Consider the following 20,559-nt stretch of genomic DNA (forward strand, 5'->3'; position numbering starts at 1 on the left):
CCCTTCCGTCCCGTCCGGCACAGATGGCCCGCTCCCACCTATTGACCTTCCATTCACTCCACCCTAATTCTGAATGAATTCATACAGGAGTCATCCAGGGAGGTGGTGTCCATGGCCGGTGTGGTGGAAAAACGCTCGATCGATGTCGTCCCGGACGAGGAGCGGCACGGCAGCGCGTTCAACCAGTTCACGCTCTGGCTGGGCGCCAACCTCCAGATCACCGCGGTGGTCACCGGGGCGCTGGCCGTCGTCTTCGGCGCGACGCCCTTCTGGGCCCTGGCCGGACTGCTGGTCGGCAATCTGCTCGGCGGCGCGGTGATGGCGCTGCACTCCGCGCAGGGCCCCCGGCTCGGACTGCCGCAGATGATCACCTCGCGGGCGCAGTTCGGGGTGCGCGGCGCGGTCGTCCCGCTGGCGCTGGTCATCGTGATGTACATCGGCTTCTTCGCCAGCGGCACGGTGCTGGCCGGGCAGGCGGTCGGTGAGCTGACGCATCTCGGCGACACCACCGGAATCCTCGTGTTCGCGCTGATCACAGGCGTCGCCACGGCCGTCGGCTACCGCCTGATCCACGTCCTCGGCAAGGTCGCCGGGCTGGTGTGCGCACTCGCCTTCGTCTACCTCGGCGCCCGCCTCCTGCACCAGACCGACCTCGGCGCGCTGCTGCACCCGCACGGTTTCGGCCTGCCCGTCTTCCTGCTCGCCGTCTCCCTCTCGGCCTCCTGGCAGCTGGCGTTCGGCCCGTACGTCGCCGACTACTCGCGCTATCTGCCGCGCCACACCTCGACCCGGGCGACGTTCTGGTGGACGCTGTCCGGCTCGGTGCTCGGCTCGCAGTGGTCGATGACGTTCGGCGCGCTGGCCGCCGCCGCGGCGCCCGCCGCTTTCGTCGGCCACGAGGTGACGTACGTCGTGGGCCTGGGCGGCACCGGGCTGATCGCCTCGCTGCTCTACCTCGTCATCGCGCTCGGCAAGCTCACCATCAACATCCTCAACACCTACGGCGGCTTCATGTCGCTGGTGACCGGCGTCAGCGGCTTCCGCGCCCAGCGCACCCTGTCGACACGTGCCCGTACCGCGTACATCGCCGGGATCATGGTGGCGGGCACCGTCGTCGCGCTGCTGGGGAAGGATTCCTTCCTCACCGCGTTCAAGGACTTCCTGCTGTTCCTGCTGACGTTCTTCACGCCGTGGTCGGCGATCAACCTCGTCGACTACTACCTGATCTCCAAGGAGCGGTACGACATCCCCGCCCTCACCGATCCGCGCGGCCGCTACGGCGCGTGGAACGGCACGGCGCTCGCGGTCTACGCGGTCGGCGTCCTGGCCCAACTGCCGTTCCTGGCCACCGCGTTCTACACCGGCCCGCTGGTCGGCCCGCTCGGCGGCGCCGATGTCTCCTGGCTCGTCGGCCTGGTCGTACCGGCCGTGCTGTACGGGATCTTCGCCCGGCGCGACACCGGGCGCCTGGTCCCGCCGGAGCCGGACACGGCCGCCGCCGAGGGGCCCGAACCGGCCACCTCCCGCTGAGCGCACCGCACCCGGGGAAGAGGGGCGGGGACCGCCGCACCCCGGCCGTGGCCGGGGTCGGGACGGCGGCGGTCCCCGCTAGGGGGTGCGTTCCGGGCCAGGACCGGACGCGGCGCCCCGGCGAAGAGGAAGGTCCGGGAGCCGCTCCGGAGTTCCGATCGCCGTGACCGACAATCTGCCGGACCCGTGTTAAGCGCGTGCTGCGTTCACATGACGCGTTCGTACATCTTGCGCGGCGGGGCGGCGGTGTGCCGCACAGCGGGCGGCCGGGCCCCCGCCGGCCGCCCCGCCGCACACCGGAAGGGCCGTCACTTCCCCGCTTCGCGCGCCAGGTACGCCAGCAGGTCCTGGCGGCTGACGACGCCCGTCGGCTTGCCCTCGACCAGGACGATGGCGGCGTCCGCGCCCTCCAGGACGGCCATCAGGTCGGCGACCGGCTCGCCGGAGCCGACCTGCGGCAGCGGCGCCGACATGTGCTTCTCCAGCGGGTCCGACAGCGAGGCGCGCTGGGCGAAGAGGGCGTCGAGCAGCTCCCGCTCGACGACGGAGCCGACGACCTCGGCGGCCATCACGTCCGGGTGTCCGGCGCCCGGCTTGACGATCGGCATCTGGGAGACGCCGTACTCGCGCAGCACCTCGATCGCCTGGCCGACGGTCTCCTCCGGGTGCATGTGCACCAGCGACGGCAGCGCGCCCTCCTTGTGGGCCAGCACCTCGCCGACGGCGGCGGCGCCGCCCTCCTCCAGGAAGCCGTAGTCGGCCATCCACTCGTCGTTGAAGATCTTCGAGAGGTAGCCGCGGCCGCTGTCCGGCAGCAGGACGACGGCCACGTCGTCGGGGCCGAGCCGGGAGGCGACCTCCAGGGCGGCCACCACGGCCATCCCGCAGGAGCCACCGACCAGCAGCCCCTCCTCCTTGGCCAGCCGCCGGGTCATCTGGAAGGCGTCCTTGTCCGACACCGCGACGATCTCGTCGGCGACGGTCCGGTCGTACGCGGTCGGCCAGAAGTCCTCACCGACGCCCTCGATCAGGTACGGCCGCCCGGAGCCGCCGCTGTAGACGGAGCCCTCCGGATCGGCGCCGACGACCTTCACCCGGCCGTCGCTGACGTCCTTCAGATAGCGGCCGGTGCCGCTGATCGTGCCGCCGGTGCCGACGCCCGCCACGAAGTGGGTGATCTTCCCGTCGGTCTGCTCCCACAGCTCCGGGCCGGTCGTCTCGTAGTGCGAGCGCGGGTTGTTCGGGTTGCTGTACTGGTCCGGCTTCCAGGCCCCGGGCGTCTCACGGACCAGCCGGTCGGAGACGTTGTAGTACGAGTCCGGGTGCTCGGGGTCGACGGCGGTCGGGCAGACCACGACCTCGGCGCCGTACGCCCGCAGCACATTGATCTTGTCCATCGAGACCTTGTCGGGACAGACGAAGATGCACTTGTAGCCCTTCTGCTGGGCCACGATCGCCAGCCCCACGCCGGTGTTCCCGGACGTCGGCTCGACGATGGTGCCGCCCGGCTGCAACGCGCCCGACTCCTCGGCGGCCTCGATCATCCGCACCGCGATCCGGTCCTTGACCGAGCCTCCGGGGTTGAAGTACTCGACCTTGGCCAGGACGGTCGCCTGGATCCCTTGGGTGACGCTGTTGAGCCGCACGAGCGGGGTGTTGCCGACGAGCTCAATCATCGAATCGTAAAACTGCACGGTGGTCTCCGCGGTCGGGGGCACGCTGTCCTGCGCCCATCACATCAGCCTATTGCCCGCCCGTCTGCGGGGGCGTCGCGTTGCGTTCGGTGCACGACGGGGCAACAACCTGTTGTACGAGTTCTCACCGCATGTCCGGTGTGCGCCGACCGGTACGGCCCGGGGCGCACCGACGCACTGCACGGGGAGGTGCCCGGCCTATGCCGATGACGTTGTCCAGGGCGAGGGTGGCCCGGCGGATCGCCGCCGCCGCGGCGTACGGCGGCGGCGGGATCGGGCTGCTCGGGGTGGCCGCCGCCGGGGTGCTGCTGACCGAGGCCCGGCTGGCGCGCCGCACGGTCGGCGGCTCGGGCGACAGCCCGCCGTGCGCCGACGGCCGCTACGGCGCCGCGTTCGGCCACGGCGCCGACCGGCCGCCGCTGCGGCTCGCCTTCCTCGGCGACTCCACGGCGGCGGGCCAGGGCGTGCGCCGGGCCCGCGAGACGCCGGGCGCGCTCCTCGCCTCCGGCCTCGCCGCGCTGTCGGAGCTGCCGGTCGACTTCCGCAACGTCGCGCTGCCCGGGGCGCAGTCCGACGATCTGGAGCGCCAGGTCGATCTGCTGCTGGCGGACGACGCCGCGGCCCCGGACGTCTGCGTGATCATCATCGGCGCGAACGACGTCACCCACCGGATGCCGCCGGCCCTCTCCGTACGGCTGCTGTCGGACGCGGTCCGCAGGCTGCGGGCGGCCGGCAGCGAGGTCGTCGTCGGCACCTGCCCGGACATGGGCACCATCGAGCCGGTCTACCAGCCGCTGCGCTGGGTGGCCCGGCGGCTGTCGCGGCAGCTGGCGGCGGCGCAGACCATCGGCGTGGTGGAGAACGGCGGCCGGACGGTCTCGCTCGGCGATCTGCTGGGCCCGGAGTTCGAGGCCAGGCCGCGGGAGCTGTTCGGTCCGGACAACTACCACCCGTCGGCGGAGGGGTACGCCACCGCCGCGATGGCCGTACTGCCGACGCTCTGCGCCTCCCTGGGCCTGTGGCCGGAGGGCGAGCACCCCGAGCCCGCCCGGTACGAGGGCGTGCTGCCGGTCGAGGAGGCCGCCGTGGAGGCCGCGTCCGAGGCCGGCACGGAGGTCGCGTCGGCCCGCGCCCCCTGGGCCCTGCTCAAGCACCGCAGGCGCCGCCGGATCCCGGCTCCGGAGGAGGCGGACCAGCCGCCGGCGGCCCGGGGCGGGGGCGCCGTGGGCGCCGGGCCCGCCGCCACATAAGCATCCGCTTAGAAAAGAGTCCCGCATCACAGCGCGCACCCCGTGACCTCCGCGGTACGTACCGGTAACTTCCCTGACAGTCCCGCCCGTCCGCGCCCGCCGAGGCTTCCGGGTCTCGCGCCGCCGCACGTTACGACCCCATGGAGCCGTGATGCCCGAAGCCGTCATCGTCTCAGCCGCCCGCTCGCCGATCGGCCGCGCCTTCAAGGGCTCGCTCAAGGAGCTGCGCCCGGACGACCTGACCGCGCAGATCATCGAGGCCGCGCTGGCCAAGGTGCCCGAGCTGGACCCCCGGGACATCGACGACCTGATGCTCGGCTGCGGGCTGCCCGGCGGCGAGCAGGGCCACAACCTCGGCCGCATCGTCGCCGTGCAGATGGGCATGGACCACCTGCCGGGCTGCACGATCACCCGTTACTGCTCCTCCTCGCTCCAGACCTCCCGGATGGCGCTGCACGCGATCAAGGCGGGCGAGGGCGACATCTTCCTCTCGGCGGGCGTCGAGACCGTCTCGCGCTCCGTGAACGGCAGCTCGGACGGGATGCCCGGCACCCACAACCCGCTCTTCGCCGACGCCGAGGCACGCACCGCGGCCCGCGCGGAGCAGGCGGGCGCGGACTGGCACGACCCGCGCGAGGACGGCCTGGTCCCGGACGCGTACATCGCGATGGGGCAGACCGCGGAGAACCTCGCCCGGCTGAAGGGCGTCACCCGTCAGGACATGGACGAGTTCGGCGTCCGGTCGCAGAACCTCGCCGAGAAGGCCATCGCGGCCGGGTTCTGGGAGCGGGAGATCACGCCGGTGACGCTGCCGGACGGCACGGTCGTCGCGCAGGACGACGGCCCGCGGGCGGGCGTCACGCTGGAGGGTGTGCAGGGCCTCAAGCCGGTGTTCCGCCCGGACGGCCTGGTCACCGCGGGCAACTGCTGCCCGCTGAACGACGGCGCCGCGGCGCTGGTGATCATGTCCGACACCAAGGCGCGCGAGCTGGGCCTGACCCCGCTGGCCCGGATCGTCTCCACCGGCGTCTCCGGCCTCTCCCCCGAGATCATGGGCTACGGCCCGGTCGAGGCCAGCAGGCAGGCGCTGCGCCGGGCCGGTCTGTCGATGTCCGACATCGACCTGGTCGAGATCAACGAGGCGTTCGCCGCCCAGGTCATCCCGAGCTACCGGGACCTGGACATCCCGCTGGACAAGCTGAACGTCAACGGCGGCGCCATCGCCGTCGGCCACCCCTTCGGCATGACCGGCGCCCGCATCACCACCACCTTGATCAACTCCCTCCAGTGGCACGACAAGCAGTTCGGCCTGGAGACGATGTGCGTGGGCGGCGGCCAGGGCATGGCGATGGTCATCGAGCGGCTGAGCTGAGCCGTAGCGGAGGGTAGGGGTCGCCCGACGGAGGAGGGCGGCACCTGCCCGCAGCGGAGGCGAAGCGGAACGCGACCAAGAAAGCGCGCGGCTGAGCTGTAGCGCGTAGCGCGCACGATCCCCTCGTAAGGGTGCGTGGAAATCGGGAAGCCAACTCTCCCGGTTCCGCGCACCCTTCGTCGTCGTACGGGCACCCTCGGCAAGCGGGGGTGAGGTGGGTCACCCGGTGACAAGATCGCGACCCAATCGCCGTCAGGATTGTGACCAACGCCCCGCCGGAGAAGGGTTCTTGCAGGTCAGCCAGGGGGCACTCCTTCGCACGAGGTCGCAAGCCCCCACTATTTCGGGACAAAGCGCACTGGGCGCGGTCGCCGACGCCCGTCAGGCTGAGGTAGAAGTCGAAAGACCTTCTGCTATGGGGAGTACACCAGTGAGCGAGCGCAGCGAACCCAGCAAGGCCGCCGTCGCGGCCGCCGGCCGGGCCCGGGCCGTCGACGGGCGCGCGCCCCGCGGCGCCGCGGCCGCGGAGCGACGGGGGGAGGGCGCATGAGCGTCATCAACCTCGTCCTGTTCCTGGCCGCGGCCTGCGCCGTGGCGGTGGGCGCCGCGGCGCTGCACACCGTCCGGGGGCTGCGCCGCCAGCTCATCGAGGTGCGCACCGAGCTGGTGACCACCCGCGAGACCCTCTCCGCCCGCGCCGACGCGGTCTGCGCGATCCCGGCGGCCCGGCAGCAGTCGGCCGGGGCGACGCCGCTGGCGGACATACGCGCGGCGGTCGCCGACGCCCTCGCCGAGGAGCGGGAGCGGGAGCTGGCCGAGGCGCGGGCGTTCTGGGCGGCCCAGGAGGCCCGGGACGCCGCGGACACCCCGTCGCTGCTGGGCGGGGTGCCCGGTATCGGCGAGGAGAGCCCGCCGGACCCCCGCGATCTGCCGGACGACCGGTTCGACACCCGGCCGTTCCTGCCGCGTCAGGCGGACCTGGCCGGGGTGGAGCCGCTGCTCGGCCCGGACGCGCTGGAGCCGTTCACCGTGCCGGAACCGTTCGCCGCGGTCGAGCCCACGCTGGAGTCGTCGGAGGCGCTGCGGGCCGACGGCTGGGAAGCGGCGGAGGAGGGCGACTCGGCGGAGCTGGCCGCGGCCCGCCGCCGGCACCCCTCGCACCCGGACTTCACACCGGTCGCCGCCGTCACCGACCACGAGCGCACGGTGGCGTGCCTGGGGGAGCTGGCCGAGCGGAGCGTGCCGCTGGTCGACGTCCGCCCGGGCCCGCTGGGCACCCTCGACGTCTACGTCTTCTCCGACGGCACCACCCTCTGTCTGACGCCGGGCCACCGCGAGACGTCCGAGCGCGTCGCCGAGGCGCTGCGCGACGGTCAGGCCCCGGTGCTGCTGGGCGGTTCCGCCATCGCCGGTGCGTACGCCCTGACGTTCGCCTGGGGCGAGGACCGGCAGGAGAGCGTCTACCTCCTCGCCGACCGCGTCATCGCCTCGCTCTGACCGGCCGTCGGCGGCGCGCCCCACGGGCCGCCGCCCCGGCTCACCAGCGCCGCGCCGTCTCCCCGACCCGCGCCACGGCCTCCGCCACATCCCCGGCGGAGGCCGTTTCCGCGTTCCGCAGGGCCTCGGCGAGGTCGTGCCCGACGACGGCGAGCTGGTCGCCGACGGCGAACAGCCCCACGTCGGGCAGCATGTGCGGCTCCCGGTCCGGGTGCTCCAGGCGCTGGGCGCGGGCGGTCAACTCCCTCGCCAGGGCGAGCGCGTCGGCGGCCGCGCCCCGGCGCAGAGTGCTCTGCGGCATCGAGCGGAGGCGGTCGGCGAAGGCGTCCACGGCGTGGACCAATGGCGTTACGTCAGGCACGGCGCGAGCCTATGCGACGGCGCACGGCGGCGCGCACGGCCGTGCGGGGCCGCGCATTCCCCCGGGCACGCCGAAGCCCCGCGGGCGGCTGCCCACGGGGCTCGGTGACGGTGCGGTTGCGGGCGGCGGGGTGACGTCGCGTCAGCCCCGCCGTCCCGTCAGTCGCGCAGGATCGAGATCAGCCGCAGCATCTCCATGTAGATCCACACCAGCGTCGTGGTCAGGCCGAACGCCGCCAGCCAGGACTCCTCACGCGGGGCGCCGTAGGCGATGCCGTCCTCGACCTGCTTGAAGTCCAGCGCGAGGAACAGCGCGCCGAGGACGACGCCGACCAGACCGAAGACGATGCCGAGACCGCCGCTGCGGAAGCCGAGGCCGTCACCGCCGCCGAACGCCATGAACAGGACGTTGACCAGCGACAGCAGCACGAAGCCCAGAGTCGCGATCATCAGGAAGCGGGTGAAGCGGGCGGTGACCCGCACGATGCGCGTCTTGTAGGCGATGAGCATCGCGACGAAGACCGCCATCGTGCCCAGCACCGCCTGCATCGGCGCGCCGTTCATCTTCGGCAGGTCGTTGAGGTTGCCGCTGAGCGCGCCGAGGAAGAGGCCCTCCAGCGCCGCGTACCCCAGGATCAGCGCCGGCGACGGCTTGCGCTTGAAGGACTGGATGAAGCCCAGCACCATCGCGGCGATACCGGCGCCGATCGCGAAGCCGATCTTGTCCGACAGGTACAGCCAGCCGACGACGGCGCCGACGATGACCGTGCCGAGGGTGAACGCCGTCCGCATGACGACGTCGTCCATCGTCATGGCGCGGTGCTGCGGGGTGTACTGGGGTGCCTGGGTGGCGGTCTGCGCGTACGGGTTGGCCCCGGCGTACGGGTTGGTTCCGACGCCCCCGGCCTGCGGCGGCGCGTTGAAGCCCGCGTAGCCGGTGTCGCGGCTGAACCCCCGACGCGAGAAGACCGGGTTGCTGCTCCTCATCCTCACTCCTCCATGGCCGCCCTGCGCGACCTCGCCACAAGAGTAATGGCTTGGCAAAGACGCGGGGCTACTTCCTGAGCACGATTTCTCCCCGCCTCTCGGGGGCGCTCCTACACCACGAAGAGTACGAACGGCCGCCCGCGATCGTGCCCGGGCCCGCCACCGGGTCCGGGCGTGGCGCACCTCAGTAGCGCAGCAGGGCGGCGACGCCGTCGGTGCACCGGGTCGGCGGCTGGATCTCGCTGAAGGACGCGTCGCCGAGGACCGCGGCGCGCAGCAGCAGGAGCGGTGCGGGCGCCTCGAACACCGTCGGGTCGTCGCCGAGGGCCGCCCGATCGGTCGCCAGGGCCCGGGGGTTGCGCTCCGAGGCGAAGAGACTGACGCCCTGCGTCCCCGTGGGCGGCGCCATGTAGAGGGTGTCCACCCGGCCCTCGGCGAGCGCCTCCTTCACCGCCGGGATGCCCTGGAGGGCCTGCTCGCCGTCGAGTGCGCTCTCCAGTTGCCGCAAGGCGTCCCGGTGGGACTCGGCCGAAATCTCGTGGAGCGCGGTGTCGGTGGCCTCGCGCAGCGCCGCACGGGATTGGGCGTCGGTGCGGCCACCGCCCACCTTCACCAACCGCTCCGCCAGCGGCCCCAGGTGATCCCGCAGCAGCCCGAACGCCTTCGGATCGCCGGCGACCAGGATGACCTCGGCGTCCACCGCGTCGACGGCGTCGCGGACGTCCTGCGCCGCCTGCTCGGTGTTCTCGGACCAGACGTTGACGCTGCGCCGGTGGAACGACGCCTGGGCCTCGGCCCCCGCGCGGACGCGGGTGATGTGCAGGGTGCTGCCGTTGAAGGTGCGCCGGAAGGCCGGTTCATGGGCGGCGGCCGGGTATCCCTCGACGTCGGCGCCCTCCCGGTCGACCGCGACGACCACGTGCGGCACCTGGTGGTCGCGGTCGAAGGCGAGCAGCAGCGGGTCCGGCACCGGCGTCCAGAGTGCCTCGTCGGCGGCGGGCGGCTCGGTCAGGGTGAAGGCGCCGAGGAGTCGTCCGTCGGCGGCGAACAGCGCCTCGCCCTGGGGTCCGGGCAGGTCGGGCACGCCGCCGACCGTGGCGTCCAGCGCTTCGAGCGTCGCGTCGTCCGCACCCCGCTCGGCCAGCGTGCGCCGCGCGGTCCGCCAGCGGGTGGCGATCCGCTCGTCCGCGTCCGGCACCGCGCGCGTGGTGTCGAGGTACACCGAGGCGACCGGGGCGCCCTCCGTGTAGAGGGGACGAAGGAAGGAGAGTTCCATGCCGTAAGCCACCATCCTCAATACGCTCAAATCCGACAAAAGCTCACCATACGCAGAGCCGGCGCAACTTCCGGGACCCCGGCGACCCGGCACCCGGACCGCACCCCGGATGGGCCGCCCACTCGGAATTCGACGACCGCACACCCCCGCCGCCACCCGGCGCGAGGACCCCGGCGAGCACGTCCGGACGGGCTCGCGCCACGGTTCTCCACAGGCACGCGAAATCCGGTCGGCGGAGCGGCGAATTCCCCGGAACGAGCGAATACGAAATACCGCGGAACGCCTCCGGGAAATCACCCGCACACGGCCTCCGGCCCGTTATCCGGCACCGGTTCGCGACGCGGCCACAAACCCCGCCCGCCACGCCGTGACCCTACGGATTCGTACGGTCACGGAAATGGCCGGGGGAAGGAAGGGGCACACCCCGCAAACGGCAGCCGCATTTCTCCGGAAGCGGCACCCGGTCCGTCCGGCCGGACGGGGCGGCGCGCCCGGGCGTCCGGCCGCGCACCGCCGGGCGCCGGGCGTCCGGACAGGGAGAACGCGGCGGCGGGCGGCCGTGGACACACCCCGCCGGAGCGGAGCGCGAACGGGATGTGTCAGGGTAGGTGCGGCTCGGCGCAAGGTCCGGGAAAACTCTTCGGAACGGGCGGCCGATTGCCGGAAGTGCCCGGAGCCGGACTTGAACCGGCACGGCCCGAAGGCCAGCGAGGTTTAAGCTCGCCGTGTCTGCATTCCACCATCCGGGCGTGGACTCCCCCATGCCCCCGCAGAGGCAGCACGAGCGTAGCCCGCAGGCCGCCGAACCCCCGGCCGCTCATCCCGAGGTTGTCTTATTTTATTGGCAACTGAGGGTGTGTCAGTCACCACCGTGAGCCGTTGTCACATGCCTGTGGCGCACCTCCGGCGTAACGTCCTGAAACACGTTCGGGCCCCGAAATGACGGAAAGTCGCCGTACCGCCTCGCCAACCCACCCCGATATGTGCTCGGCCGACACTCCGGCATGAATCCCACCGGTCCGGGCACCCGGCCCCGGTCCGCCCCGCGCTCCCCTCGCGCCCCGTGGCCGACCGTCCGTCTCAGGGATCGCCCTCATACCCAGGGAGGAGGGCCGTGGTGCCCGATACGCCCCAGGTCGGGCCCAGGTCGGGCGTCCGGGCTGACGTTCCGGGGGCTCCGCACGCCGACGATGGAAAGGTCCCAGCCGCGGCCGTCCCGCCGCACCGTCTCGACGAGGAGCACGCTTCCGTGACCACCATCCCCTCCGGCGTCCCCACCGCCTCCCGCACCACCGAGGCGGCCGCCCGCGCGACGGATCTCACCAAGGTCTACGGGGAGGGGGAGACCCGGGTGGTCGCCCTCGACGCCGTCTCCGTGACGTTCCACCAGGCACAGTTCACCGCGATCATGGGCCCCTCCGGCTCCGGCAAGTCGACGCTGATGCACTGCATGGCGGGGCTGGACACGATCTCCGGCGGCAGCGCCCGGATCGGGGACACCGAGCTGACCGGGCTGAAGGACAAGAAGCTCACCCAGCTGCGCCGCGACAAGATCGGCTTCATCTTCCAGGCGTTCAACCTGCTGCCGACCCTGACGGCGCTGGAGAACATCACCCTCCCGATGGACATCGCGGGCCGTAAGCCCGACCGCGCCTGGCTGGACCGCGTCGTGGAGACCGTCGGCCTCAGCGGCCGCCTCAAGCACCGCCCCGGCCAGCTCTCCGGCGGCCAGCAGCAGCGCGTCGCGGTCGCCCGCGCCCTCGCCTCCCGGCCCGAGATCATCTTCGCGGACGAGCCGACCGGCAACCTCGACTCCCGCTCCGGCGCCGAGGTCCTCGGCTTCCTGCGCAACTCCGTGCGCGAACTCGGCCAGACCGTCGTCATGGTCACCCACGACCCGGTCGCCGCCTCCTACGCCGACCGCGTCGTCTTCCTCGCCGACGGCCGCATCGTCGACGACATGCCCGACCCCACCGCCGACCTGGTCCTGGAACGCATGAAGGGCTTCGACGCCAAGGGCCGTACCAGCTGACGCCCCGCCGCCCGTACTTCGGACCACTCCCCCAGGACTACTGACCCATGCTCCGTACCGCCCTGCGCAACGTCCTCGCGCACAAGGCCCGGCTGCTGATGACCGTCCTCGCCGTCATGCTCGGCGTCGCCTTCGTCTCCGGCACCCTGGTCTTCACCTCCACCATCTCCGGCGCGCTGCGCTCCAGCGCCCAGGAGGGCTACGCCGACGTCGACGTGGCCATCCAGCCCACCGGCGACGGCGCCGGCCCCGGCGAGCGCCCCGCCCTCGACCAGAAGCTGCTCGACAAGGCCGCCCACGTGCCCGGCGCCGCCTCGGCCACCGGCACCGTCACCGGCTTCACCGCCATCGCCGACCGCCACGGCAAGCTGGTCGGCTCCGGCTTCTCCACCCGCGGCGGCAACTACTACCCCGGCGCCGACGGCAAGGACGCCCGCTACCCGATGCGCGACGGCGCCGCCCCGCACGGCGCCGACCAGATCGCCCTGGACTCCCGTACCGCCGACGAGGCCGGGTACAAGGTCGGCGACACCGTCCGGACCTCCTTCGACGGAACGGTCCGCGAGCCCCGGCTGACCGGCATCTTCACCACCACCGACGGCAATGTCTCGGCCGGCGGCAGCCTCGCGCTGTTCGACAACGCGACCGCCCAGAAGCAGCTGCTCGCCCCCGGCAAGTACAACGAGATCCACGTCAAGGCCGCCCCGGGCACCTCGCAGTCCGCCCTGGAGGCGCAGCTCCGCAAGGTGCTGCCCGCCAAGGGCGCCGAGGCCACCACCGGGCAGCAGCTCGCCGACGACGAGGCCGACATGATCGCCAAGAGCATGTCGAGCATGCAGACCGCGCTGCTGGGCTTCGCCGGCATCGCGCTCTTCGTCGGCATCTTCCTCATCGCCAACACCTTCACCATGCTGGTCGCCCAGCGCACCAAGGAGTTGGCGCTGCTGCGCGCGGTCGGCGCCAGCCGCCGCCAGGTCACCCGCTCCGTGCTGATCGAGGCGTTCGTCGTCGGCGCGGCCGCCGCCGTCACGGGTCTGGCCGCCGGTATCGGCATCGGCGCCGCGATGCGCGCCCTGCTGGACAGCACCGGCGGGGCCACCCCCGACGGCCCGCTCGTCGTCGACGTCTCCACCGTCGTCACCGCGCTGGTGGTCGGCATCGGCGTGACCGTCCTCGCCGCCTGGCTGCCGGGCCGCCGCGCCGCGAAGATCCCGCCGATCGCCGCGATGAACAGCGTCCACGCCACGGCCACCACCAAGTCCCTGGTCGTCCGCAACACCCTCGGCGCGCTCTTCGCCGCCGCCGGTATCGCCGCCGTCCTGGCCGCCACCGGCATGAACGACGGCAAGGCCGTCCTGGGCCTGGGCGCGGCGCTGCTGCTGATCGGCGTCTTCATCCTGACGCCGCTGCTCTCCCGCCCGCTGATCGGCCTGACCGACCCGCTGCTCCGCGCGTTCGGCATCTCCGGCAAGCTCGCCCGGCAGAACGCGGTCCGCAACCCGCGCCGCACCGCCGCCACCGCCTCCGCCCTGATGGTCGGCCTGACCCTGATCACCGGTCTGACGGTGATCGGGAACAGCGTCCAGAAGGGCATCGACAAGATGGCCGTCGACTCCCTCAAGGCCGACTACGTCGTCTCCATGGCCTCGCTGACGCCGCTCTCCCCCGAGGTCGCGCAGAAGCTCGGGGGCCTCGACGAGGTCACCGCCATCAGCCCGCTGCGCAGCTCCGAGGCCGAGATCGGCGGCCACACCGCCTACCTGACCGGCGTCAACGGCAAGGACTTCGGCGAGCTGACCCGCCTCGACTTCACCTCCGGCTCCCTCGGCGACCTCGCCGACGGCGGCATCGTCGCCGACGAGGGCACCGCGAAGGAGAAGGGCTGGAAGGTCGGCACCCGCGTCCCGGTGACATTCGAGGACGGCAAGAAGGAGACGCTGACCGTCTCCGGCGTCTACCGCGGCAACGAGATGCTCCACGAGATCGTCGTCGACAACGGCGTCCTGGGCGACCACCAGAAGAACGCCACCGACCTCAAGGTGATGGTCAAGACCAAGGACGGCGCCACCGACGCCACCAAGCAGACGCTGATCGACGCCCTGGGCAAGAACCCGGCCCTCACCATCGAGGACAAGAAGGACGTCTCCGAGGGCATCTCCCAGTCCGTCAACCTGATGCTGAACATGCTCTACGCGCTGCTCGCCATGGCTGTGATCGTCGCCGTCCTCGGTGTCGTCAACACCCTGGCCATGTCGGTCTTCGAGCGCTCCCAGGAGATCGGCATGCTCCGCGCCATCGGCCTGGACCGCACCGGCGTCCGGCGGATGGTCCGCCTGGAGTCCCTGGTGATCTCGCTCTTCGGCGGGGTGCTCGGCATCGGCCTCGGCGTCTTCTTCGGCTGGGCCGCCGGTGAGCTGATCTCCGCCTCGCTCGCCACCTACGAACTGGTGCTGCCCTGGGGCCGGATGGGTATCTTCCTCGCCCTGGCCGCCCTGGTCGGCGTGGTCGCCGCCCTGTGGCCGGCCCGCCGCGCGGCGAAGCTGAACATGCTCACCGCCCTCAAGGCGGAGTAGCCGCCCGGACAACCAGGAGGGCCCCGGACCGCGTACGGTCCGGGGCCCTCCTGCGTGCGGTGGCTCAGCCCTGCCAGACGCGCGGGCGCAGCGGCAGCCCCGACGCCCCGGACTCCGGCGTCCGCACGGCGAGCACCTGGTTGACCCCTATGCGGTTGCGCTCGAAGGACAGCGCGGACGCGGCCATGTAGAGCCGCCACACCCGGGCCCGGCCCGGCGTCGTCAGCCGCACCGCCTCCTTCCAGCGGGCCTCCAGGTTGGCGACCCACTGCCGCAGCGTCAGCGCGTAGTGCTCCCGCAGCACCTCGACGTCCCGCACCTCGAACCCGGCGTCCTCCAGCGCCCCCGCGGTCCGGCCGACGGGCGCCAGCTCACCGTCGGGGAAGACGTACCGGTCGATGAACTCGTCGACGTGGTAGGTGTCCTCGTCATCCAGCGGCCGCCGGGCGATCTGGTGGTTGAGCAGCCGCCCGCCGGGCTTGAGCAGGGCGAACAGCGCGCTCGCGTACTCGGCGTACCGGGCCCGCCCGACGTGCTCGGCCATCCCGATCGAGGAGACCGCGTCGAACGGCTCGTCATGGATCTCGCGGTAGTCCTGCACCCGGATCTCCACCCGGTCGGCCAGCCCCGCCTCCGCGACCCGCTTACGGGCGTACGCGGCCTGCTCCTCGGAGAGGGTGATGCCGACGGCCCGGACGCCGTACTCGCGGGCGGCGTGCAGCACCATCGAGCCCCAGCCGCAGCCCACGTCCAGCAGCCGCTGCCCCTCGGCGAGCCCGAGCTTGCGGCAGATCAGGTCGAGCTTGTCGCGCTGCGCCTCCTCCAGCGTCGCGTCGGGGCTCTCCCAGTAGGCGCACGAGTAGACCATCGACGGGCCCAGGACCAGCGCGTAGAAGTCGTTGCCGACGTCGTAGTGGTGGCTGATGGCTTCCTTGTCGCGCAGCAGCGTGTGGAGCGGACCGCGGCGGGTGCGGGCCTCCTCCGCGGGCGGGGACGGCGGCAGCGGTGCGCCCGCGAGGGTCAGCAACTCCTTGGCCGCCGCGCGGATCTCGGGCCGCGCCAGGGCCCGCAGCACCGGCGCGCGCCGCGGTGCGGGGGCGGCGGTGCCGCGCTCCCAGATGAGACCGGCCAGCAGATCGAGCGCCTCGTAGAGATCGCCCTCGATGTCGAGGTCACCGGCGACCCAGGCGCGGGCCAGGCCGAGTTCGCCGGGTTTGAAGAGCAGCCGGCGCAGTGCCCGGCGATTGCGGAAGACCAGGACCGGTGCGCCCGGAGGGCCGAACTCGCTGCGATCCCACGCGCGGATGCGGACCGGGAGCTTCGCCCCCAGCACCTCCTCGGCGAGCTTGGTGAGCCGTCCAGCGGCGTCGGCCATGTCGCACACCTCCGTCTTGACGAGTCGGCGAAACACTTTCACCGACCACGTAAACGCCGTACAGGCGCCCGGATAGTCCCGTTCCCGCGTAAGGGAACGGTAAAGCGCGCCACGGCTCCGACGGCGGACATGCCGAAGGGCGCCCGCCCCACGGATGGCGGACGCCCTTCGGGCCGGCCGGACTACGCCGACCTGGAGATCAAGAAGCCTTGGCCTTCGGCTTGTCGGCCTCGGCGGCGGGCTTCGGCGCCGGCTTGGCGGCCTCGTAGAACTCCTCGCGGGGGTTCTGCATGGCGCTGAGCGAGACGACCTCACGCTTGAGGAACATCGCGAGCGTCCAGTCGGCGAAGACCCGGATCTTGCGGTTGAACGTCGGCATCGCCATGCCGTGGTACGCGCGGTGCATGTACCAGGCGAGACGGCCCTTGAACTTGATCTTCGCCTTGCCGACGACGATCATCGCGACGCCCTTGTGCAGGCCCAGACCCGCGACCGCGCCCTTGTTGGCGTGGCTGTACTCCTTCTGCGGGAAGCCCCGCATACCGGAGACCACGTTGTCGCCGAGGACCTTCGCCTGCCGCAGCGCGTGCTGGGCGTTCGGCGGGCACCAGGCGTTCTCGTTGCCGGCCCGGCGGCCGACCATGTCCGGCACCTGGGCGTTGTCGCCCGCGGCCCAGATGTAGTCGCTGCCCTGCACCTGGAGGGTGGCGGCGGTGTCGACGTGACCACGCGGGCCCAGCGGCAGACCGAAGCGGGAGAGCGCCGGGTTCGGCTTGACGCCCGCGGTCCACACGATGGTGTCCGAGTCGACCTCGAGGCCGTTGTTGAGCACGACGTGACCGTCGACGCAGGACTCCATGCTCGTCTTGAGGTAGACCTCGACGCCACGGCCCTCGAGGTGCGCCTTGCCGTACGCACCGAGCTTCGGGCCGACCTCGGGGAGGATCTTGTCGGCGACGTCGACGACCAGGAAGCGCATGTCTTCGCGCTTGACGTTGTTGTAGTACTTCGCAGCGTCGCGGGCCATGTCCTCGACCTCGCCGACGGTCTCCGCACCGGCGAAGCCGCCGCCGATGAAGACGAAGGTCAGCGCCTTGCGGCGGACCTCCTCGTCGGTGGTGGAGTCGGCCTTGTCCAGCTGCTCCAGCACGTGGTTGCGCAGGCCGATGGCCTCCTCGACGCCCTTCATGCCGATGCCGTTCTCGGCAAGGCCCGGGATCGGGAAGGTACGGGAGACCGCGCCCATCGCGATGACCAGGTAGTCGAAGGGCAGCTCGTACGCCTCGCCGACCAGCGGCGCGACGGTGGCGACCTTGCGGTCCTGGTCGATGGTGGTCACCCGGCCGGTGAGAACCTCCGCCTTGGGCAGCACACGCCGCAGCGGCACCACGACGTGGCGCGGGGAGATGCTGCCGGCCGCAGCTTCAGGGAGGAAGGGCTGGTACGTCATGTACGAGCGCGGGTCGACGACCGTGACGGTCGCCTCGCCGTACCGCATCTTCTTGAGGATGCGACGTGCCGCGTACAGGCCTACGTACCCACCGCCTACAACGAGGATCCTGGGACGCTCCGTGGTGCTCATGCAATCGAGTATCCACCTCCCCCTGGGGGGCTGCTCGTGAGCCCCTTCACAAGGATCGTAGGGGCATCTGCTACACTCCGCCGCCCCCGTGACCGACGCCATAGCGCCCCTGGGGAACCACCGGACCGCGCCAGGCGTTGATCACCCCGTTGATCAGGCGTTGCGGGCGCACCGGCCGCTGGACCACCGACCGGACCGGGCCGCCCTCACCACACCCGAAGCCGCGCATTCCCCGCCCACAAGGGACCTAGGGCCTTCGAATGAGGGCCGGAGGGCCGGTTTCTTCGCCCATCCGGCACCTTTTTCATGTGAAGGATTTCACGAACTTTCTTCCCCGCAGCCGTCCGCCGGGCCCGGGAGCGGCTTCGCTCCGGACCCGGCGGCGGCGTGCACCTCGCGACTAGCCGACGCGGGCGTACATGTTGGGGTTGTAGAAGGAGAAGGACGAGACGCGGACGTTCTTCCCCGGCCGCGGCGCCTCCAGGTACTGGCCGTTGCCGAGGTAGATCGCCACGTGGTGGATGCCGTAGGACGAGCTGCTGTTCGACCAGAAGACGAGGTCGCCGCGGCGCAGCTGCGAGCGGGCGATCGGCTTCCCGGCGCGGTACTGGTAGTCGGCGACCCGCGGCAGCGAGATGCCGGCCCGCCGGTACGCCTGCTGGACCAGGCCGGAACAGTCGTAGGAGTACGGTCCGTTGCCGCCCCAGGCGTACGGCTTGCCGAGCTGGCTCATCGCCCACGCGATGGCGGCCTCGGTGCCGTGCCGCGACGGGGTGCCCTTGCCGCTGGAGCCGGAGCCGCCCGAGCTGCCGGAGCCCGTGGAGGCGGAGCCGGACTTACCGGTCCGGGCCTCGTAGATGTCCCGGTGGCTGGTCCACCACCAGTGACCGCTGCTCCGGTACCAGTACACCCGGTCGACGGCGTCCCAGCCGGACCGGCCGCGGAAGGTCGGCGAGCTGTTGTGCCCGGTGGACGGGGCGGGGCGGGAGGCGGCCGGGGGGCGGGCGGTGCTGCCGCCGCTCTTGCCGGTGTAGCGCTCGTACTTCGACTTGTAGCTGGTCCAGCGCCACTCCCCGGCGGCGTTCTTGAACCAGTACTTCGTGCCGTCCCAGCCCGCGTGGCTCGGTGCCGGTTCCGCGCTCGCCGGGCCCGCGCCCGTGCCGACCAGCACCGCCGCGCCCACCGCCGCGACGACGGCACCGCGCACGGTGCACCGCGGCCGGTGGCCGCCGTGCACGTCGGCGACCTGGACCCCCGTGCAGAAGTCGCACGAGCAGTCGGTCGGGGCCTCCTCGGTGAATTCCGGTGTCCGCATGCGTGACCTGCCTTTCCCTGAGCGCTGGCTCAGCTTTCGGACGCCGCGCTGCCGCGCGCCGTGTAGAAGGCCACGGTCAAGTCCTTGACCAGGGCCTTCCGTTCGTAGTCGTCGAGTTCGACGAGTCCCCGGGCGGTCAGCCGGCGCACGGTGTCGTCCACCGCGTCGACGACCGAGGCCAGCACGGTGTCGCGGTGCCTGGCATCGATCGCCGCGATCTGGCGGCGCTGCATGGCGCCCGCCACCTCCGGCGCGTACTCGATGCGGGTGGGCTGCGCGGAGAAGACCTCGATACCGACCGGCCGGCAGTCGGCGGCCAGCATCCGGGTCAGCGCGTCCCCGACCGCCTCCGCGTCCCGCAGGGTGGAGGTGGCGGCAGGCCCCGGGCCGCCGCCCTCGTGGAAGGCGTCCGCCGGGGCCTGCGACAGCACCCGCGCCATCGCGGCTTCGACCTGTTCGCGCAGGTAGTCGGCGTGGTCCTCGACGGCGAGCAGCGCCCGCGCGGTGTCCTTGACCCGCCAGACGACCATCACGACGGCCCGCAGCTGCGCCCCGTCCGCGTCCACGGCCGGCATCGGTTCGCTGCGCCAGTGCCGCAGCCGGACGTCCACCCGGCGGCGCAGCAGCATCGGGCTGATCCACAGCAGACCGGCGCGGCGCACGGTGCCCCGGTAGCGGCCGAACAGGCTCAGCACCAAGGCGCTGCCGACCCGCCCGCGGGTCAGCCCGCCGAAGGCGAGCAGCGCCACCACGGCCGCACCGGCGAGCAGCAGCCCGTCCCGGCCGCGCAGCCGGCCCGGCCCCGTGACGGGCAGACCCGCACCGCGCACGACCGGCTCGGGCAGCACGCCGCGCCACCACAGCAGCGCCACGCCGCTCCCGAGCGCCAGCAGGCCGACGGCGAGGGCGAGCCAGCCGGACAGCGAGGGGCCGCGCCGCTCGGTCAGGGCGGGGTCCGCCGACGGGGTCCGGCGGGAGGGCGCCCGCTTTTCGCCGTCCCGCGCGGCGGGCGGCCCGGTGTCCTCGGCGTCCCGGCCCCCGGAGCGCGACGGCCCCCGCCGCTTCCGCTCCGCGGTGCCTTCTCCCGTTCCCACCCCCGTACGCGTACGTCCGGTACGTGTGCGTCCGGTGCGCGGCGCCGGCTCCTCGGCCCGGCCGCCGTCCGCGGTCTCGGGTGTGCCACGGCCGGTCCGCTCCGCCGTGTCCAGCAGTCCGTTGGCGGCGGCGATGCCTGCCACCGCGGCGTCCGCGGCCGCCGGGCCGCCCGCCCGGGCCGCCGCTCCGGCCGGCCGGAGCACCGTGCTCCGCACCGGGATCTCGTCCGCGAACTCGTCTCGGAAGGGGAGCCCGGTGTCCACGTCCAGCAACGGCACGAGCACCCGCGGCTGTTCCGCGGTGTCCTCCTCCGTCACGGGGGCGTGCCGCGCCTGCGCTCCCTGGCCGTCCGCCGTCTCCTCCGTCTCTCCCTCGCGGAAGAGCTTGTCCATCGGGATGCCGTCCCCCCGCCACACGTTGTACGGCCGCTTCGGCTTGGCGGGTACGGGCGCCGACTCACCCTCGTGCTGCTCATCGTCGGGTATCGATGCCATCGTCCGCTCCGTCGTCGCAGGAACCGCGGCGAGGCCGTGGGCCGGGTAACCGTGCGCAACCGGGCCGGACGGGACCGGACGGCAGACCGCCCGCGCCCTTCCGGGGCGCTCGGCCCCCGACTGCCTC

Annotated in this window: 14 protein-coding genes and 1 tRNA gene; 6 read left to right on the forward strand and 9 right to left on the reverse strand. The window is 72.4% G+C overall.

Annotated elements, in window-relative coordinates; translation table 11 throughout:
• Positions 1-111 precede the first annotated feature (111 nt).
• Positions 112-1,530: a purine-cytosine permease family protein gene (locus ACZ4U4_RS09920; RefSeq protein ID WP_467871096.1), complete on the forward strand. Its 1,419-nt coding sequence runs from the start codon at positions 112-114 to the stop codon at positions 1,528-1,530.
• A gap of 308 nt (positions 1,531-1,838) precedes the next feature.
• Here ACZ4U4_RS09920 and ACZ4U4_RS09925 read toward each other — a convergent pair whose 3' ends face one another.
• Positions 1,839-3,224, reverse strand: coding sequence for a cystathionine beta-synthase (locus ACZ4U4_RS09925; protein WP_467871098.1), 1,386 nt, complete (start codon positions 3,222-3,224; stop codon positions 1,839-1,841).
• A gap of 200 nt (positions 3,225-3,424) precedes the next feature.
• Here ACZ4U4_RS09925 and ACZ4U4_RS09930 point away from each other — a divergent pair, with 200 nt between their 5' ends.
• The 3 genes from ACZ4U4_RS09930 (at position 3,425) to ACZ4U4_RS09940 (ending at position 7,343) form a co-directional block, all read left to right on the forward strand.
• The gene (locus ACZ4U4_RS09930) at positions 3,425-4,474 is read left to right on the forward strand and encodes an SGNH/GDSL hydrolase family protein (RefSeq protein WP_467871100.1); all 1,050 of its coding nucleotides are present in this window, start codon (positions 3,425-3,427) and stop codon (positions 4,472-4,474) included.
• A gap of 151 nt (positions 4,475-4,625) precedes the next feature.
• Positions 4,626-5,846 (forward strand): acetyl-CoA C-acetyltransferase, encoded by a 1,221-nt coding sequence (locus ACZ4U4_RS09935; protein ID WP_467871102.1) that lies wholly within the window; start codon positions 4,626-4,628, stop codon positions 5,844-5,846.
• Between the two features lie 546 nt (positions 5,847-6,392).
• On the forward strand, positions 6,393-7,343 hold the full coding sequence (locus ACZ4U4_RS09940; protein WP_467871105.1) for a hypothetical protein: 951 nt from the start codon (positions 6,393-6,395) through the stop codon (positions 7,341-7,343).
• 40 nt (positions 7,344-7,383) lie between these two features.
• Here ACZ4U4_RS09940 and ACZ4U4_RS09945 read toward each other — a convergent pair whose 3' ends face one another.
• The 4 genes from ACZ4U4_RS09945 to ACZ4U4_RS09960 all read right to left on the reverse strand — a co-directional run bounded on the left by ACZ4U4_RS09945 (position 7,384) and on the right by ACZ4U4_RS09960 (position 10,715).
• A complete protein-coding gene (locus tag ACZ4U4_RS09945; protein ID WP_467871107.1) occupies positions 7,384-7,704 on the reverse strand; it encodes a hypothetical protein in 321 nt (106 codons plus the stop codon).
• A gap of 158 nt (positions 7,705-7,862) precedes the next feature.
• Entirely contained in the window at positions 7,863-8,690 is an 828-nt protein-coding gene (locus tag ACZ4U4_RS09950) for a Bax inhibitor-1/YccA family protein (RefSeq protein ID WP_467871109.1), read from the reverse strand.
• 184 nt (positions 8,691-8,874) lie between these two features.
• Positions 8,875-9,966: a baeRF2 domain-containing protein gene (locus ACZ4U4_RS09955; RefSeq protein WP_467871111.1), complete on the reverse strand. Its 1,092-nt coding sequence runs from the start codon at positions 9,964-9,966 to the stop codon at positions 8,875-8,877.
• A gap of 667 nt (positions 9,967-10,633) precedes the next feature.
• Positions 10,634-10,715: transfer RNA gene (locus ACZ4U4_RS09960), tRNA-Leu, on the reverse strand.
• 500 nt (positions 10,716-11,215) lie between these two features.
• On the opposite strand from ACZ4U4_RS09960, the gene ACZ4U4_RS09965 reads away from it, so the two are divergent.
• Both ACZ4U4_RS09965 and ACZ4U4_RS09970 read left to right on the forward strand, forming a co-directional pair.
• A complete protein-coding gene (locus ACZ4U4_RS09965) occupies positions 11,216-11,998 on the forward strand; it encodes an ABC transporter ATP-binding protein (protein WP_467871114.1) in 783 nt (260 codons plus the stop codon).
• Between the two features lie 47 nt (positions 11,999-12,045).
• Positions 12,046-14,571: an ABC transporter permease gene (locus ACZ4U4_RS09970; RefSeq protein WP_467871117.1), complete on the forward strand. Its 2,526-nt coding sequence runs from the start codon at positions 12,046-12,048 to the stop codon at positions 14,569-14,571.
• Positions 14,572-14,635: 64 nt separating this feature from the next.
• Here ACZ4U4_RS09970 and ACZ4U4_RS09975 read toward each other — a convergent pair whose 3' ends face one another.
• The 4 genes from ACZ4U4_RS09975 to ACZ4U4_RS09990 form a co-directional block, all read right to left on the reverse strand.
• Entirely contained in the window at positions 14,636-15,946 is a 1,311-nt protein-coding gene (locus tag ACZ4U4_RS09975; RefSeq protein ID WP_467871120.1) for a class I SAM-dependent methyltransferase, read from the reverse strand.
• 199 nt (positions 15,947-16,145) lie between these two features.
• A complete protein-coding gene (locus tag ACZ4U4_RS09980; RefSeq protein WP_467871122.1) occupies positions 16,146-17,528 on the reverse strand; it encodes an NAD(P)/FAD-dependent oxidoreductase in 1,383 nt (460 codons plus the stop codon).
• Between the two features lie 400 nt (positions 17,529-17,928).
• Positions 17,929-18,843 carry a C40 family peptidase gene (locus ACZ4U4_RS09985; RefSeq protein ID WP_467871125.1) on the reverse strand — a complete coding sequence of 305 codons (915 nt, stop codon included), beginning with the start codon at positions 18,841-18,843 and terminating at the stop codon, positions 17,929-17,931.
• A gap of 29 nt (positions 18,844-18,872) precedes the next feature.
• Positions 18,873-20,432, reverse strand: coding sequence for an SPFH domain-containing protein (locus ACZ4U4_RS09990; protein WP_467871128.1), 1,560 nt, complete (start codon positions 20,430-20,432; stop codon positions 18,873-18,875).
• Positions 20,433-20,559 lie beyond the last annotated feature (127 nt).

The sequence above is a fragment of the Streptomyces sp. NPDC029159 genome (assembly GCF_055564055.1).

Coding starts and splice junctions, on each gene's coding strand:
- ACZ4U4_RS09950 (WP_467871109.1), bottom strand. CDS start 8,690: ATGAGGAGCAGCAACCCGGTCTTCTCGCGTCGGGGGTTCAGCCGCGAC.
- ACZ4U4_RS09970 (WP_467871117.1), top strand. CDS start 12,046: ATGCTCCGTACCGCCCTGCGCAACGTCCTCGCGCACAAGGCCCGGCTG.
- ACZ4U4_RS09920 (WP_467871096.1), top strand. CDS start 112: ATGGCCGGTGTGGTGGAAAAACGCTCGATCGATGTCGTCCCGGACGAG.
- ACZ4U4_RS09975 (WP_467871120.1), bottom strand. CDS start 15,946: ATGGCCGACGCCGCTGGACGGCTCACCAAGCTCGCCGAGGAGGTGCTG.
- ACZ4U4_RS09985 (WP_467871125.1), bottom strand. CDS start 18,843: ATGCGGACACCGGAATTCACCGAGGAGGCCCCGACCGACTGCTCGTGC.
- ACZ4U4_RS09955 (WP_467871111.1), bottom strand. CDS start 9,966: ATGGAACTCTCCTTCCTTCGTCCCCTCTACACGGAGGGCGCCCCGGTC.
- ACZ4U4_RS09940 (WP_467871105.1), top strand. CDS start 6,393: ATGAGCGTCATCAACCTCGTCCTGTTCCTGGCCGCGGCCTGCGCCGTG.
- ACZ4U4_RS09980 (WP_467871122.1), bottom strand. CDS start 17,528: ATGAGCACCACGGAGCGTCCCAGGATCCTCGTTGTAGGCGGTGGGTAC.
- ACZ4U4_RS09935 (WP_467871102.1), top strand. CDS start 4,626: ATGCCCGAAGCCGTCATCGTCTCAGCCGCCCGCTCGCCGATCGGCCGC.
- ACZ4U4_RS09990 (WP_467871128.1), bottom strand. CDS start 20,432: ATGGCATCGATACCCGACGATGAGCAGCACGAGGGTGAGTCGGCGCCC.
- ACZ4U4_RS09930 (WP_467871100.1), top strand. CDS start 3,425: ATGCCGATGACGTTGTCCAGGGCGAGGGTGGCCCGGCGGATCGCCGCC.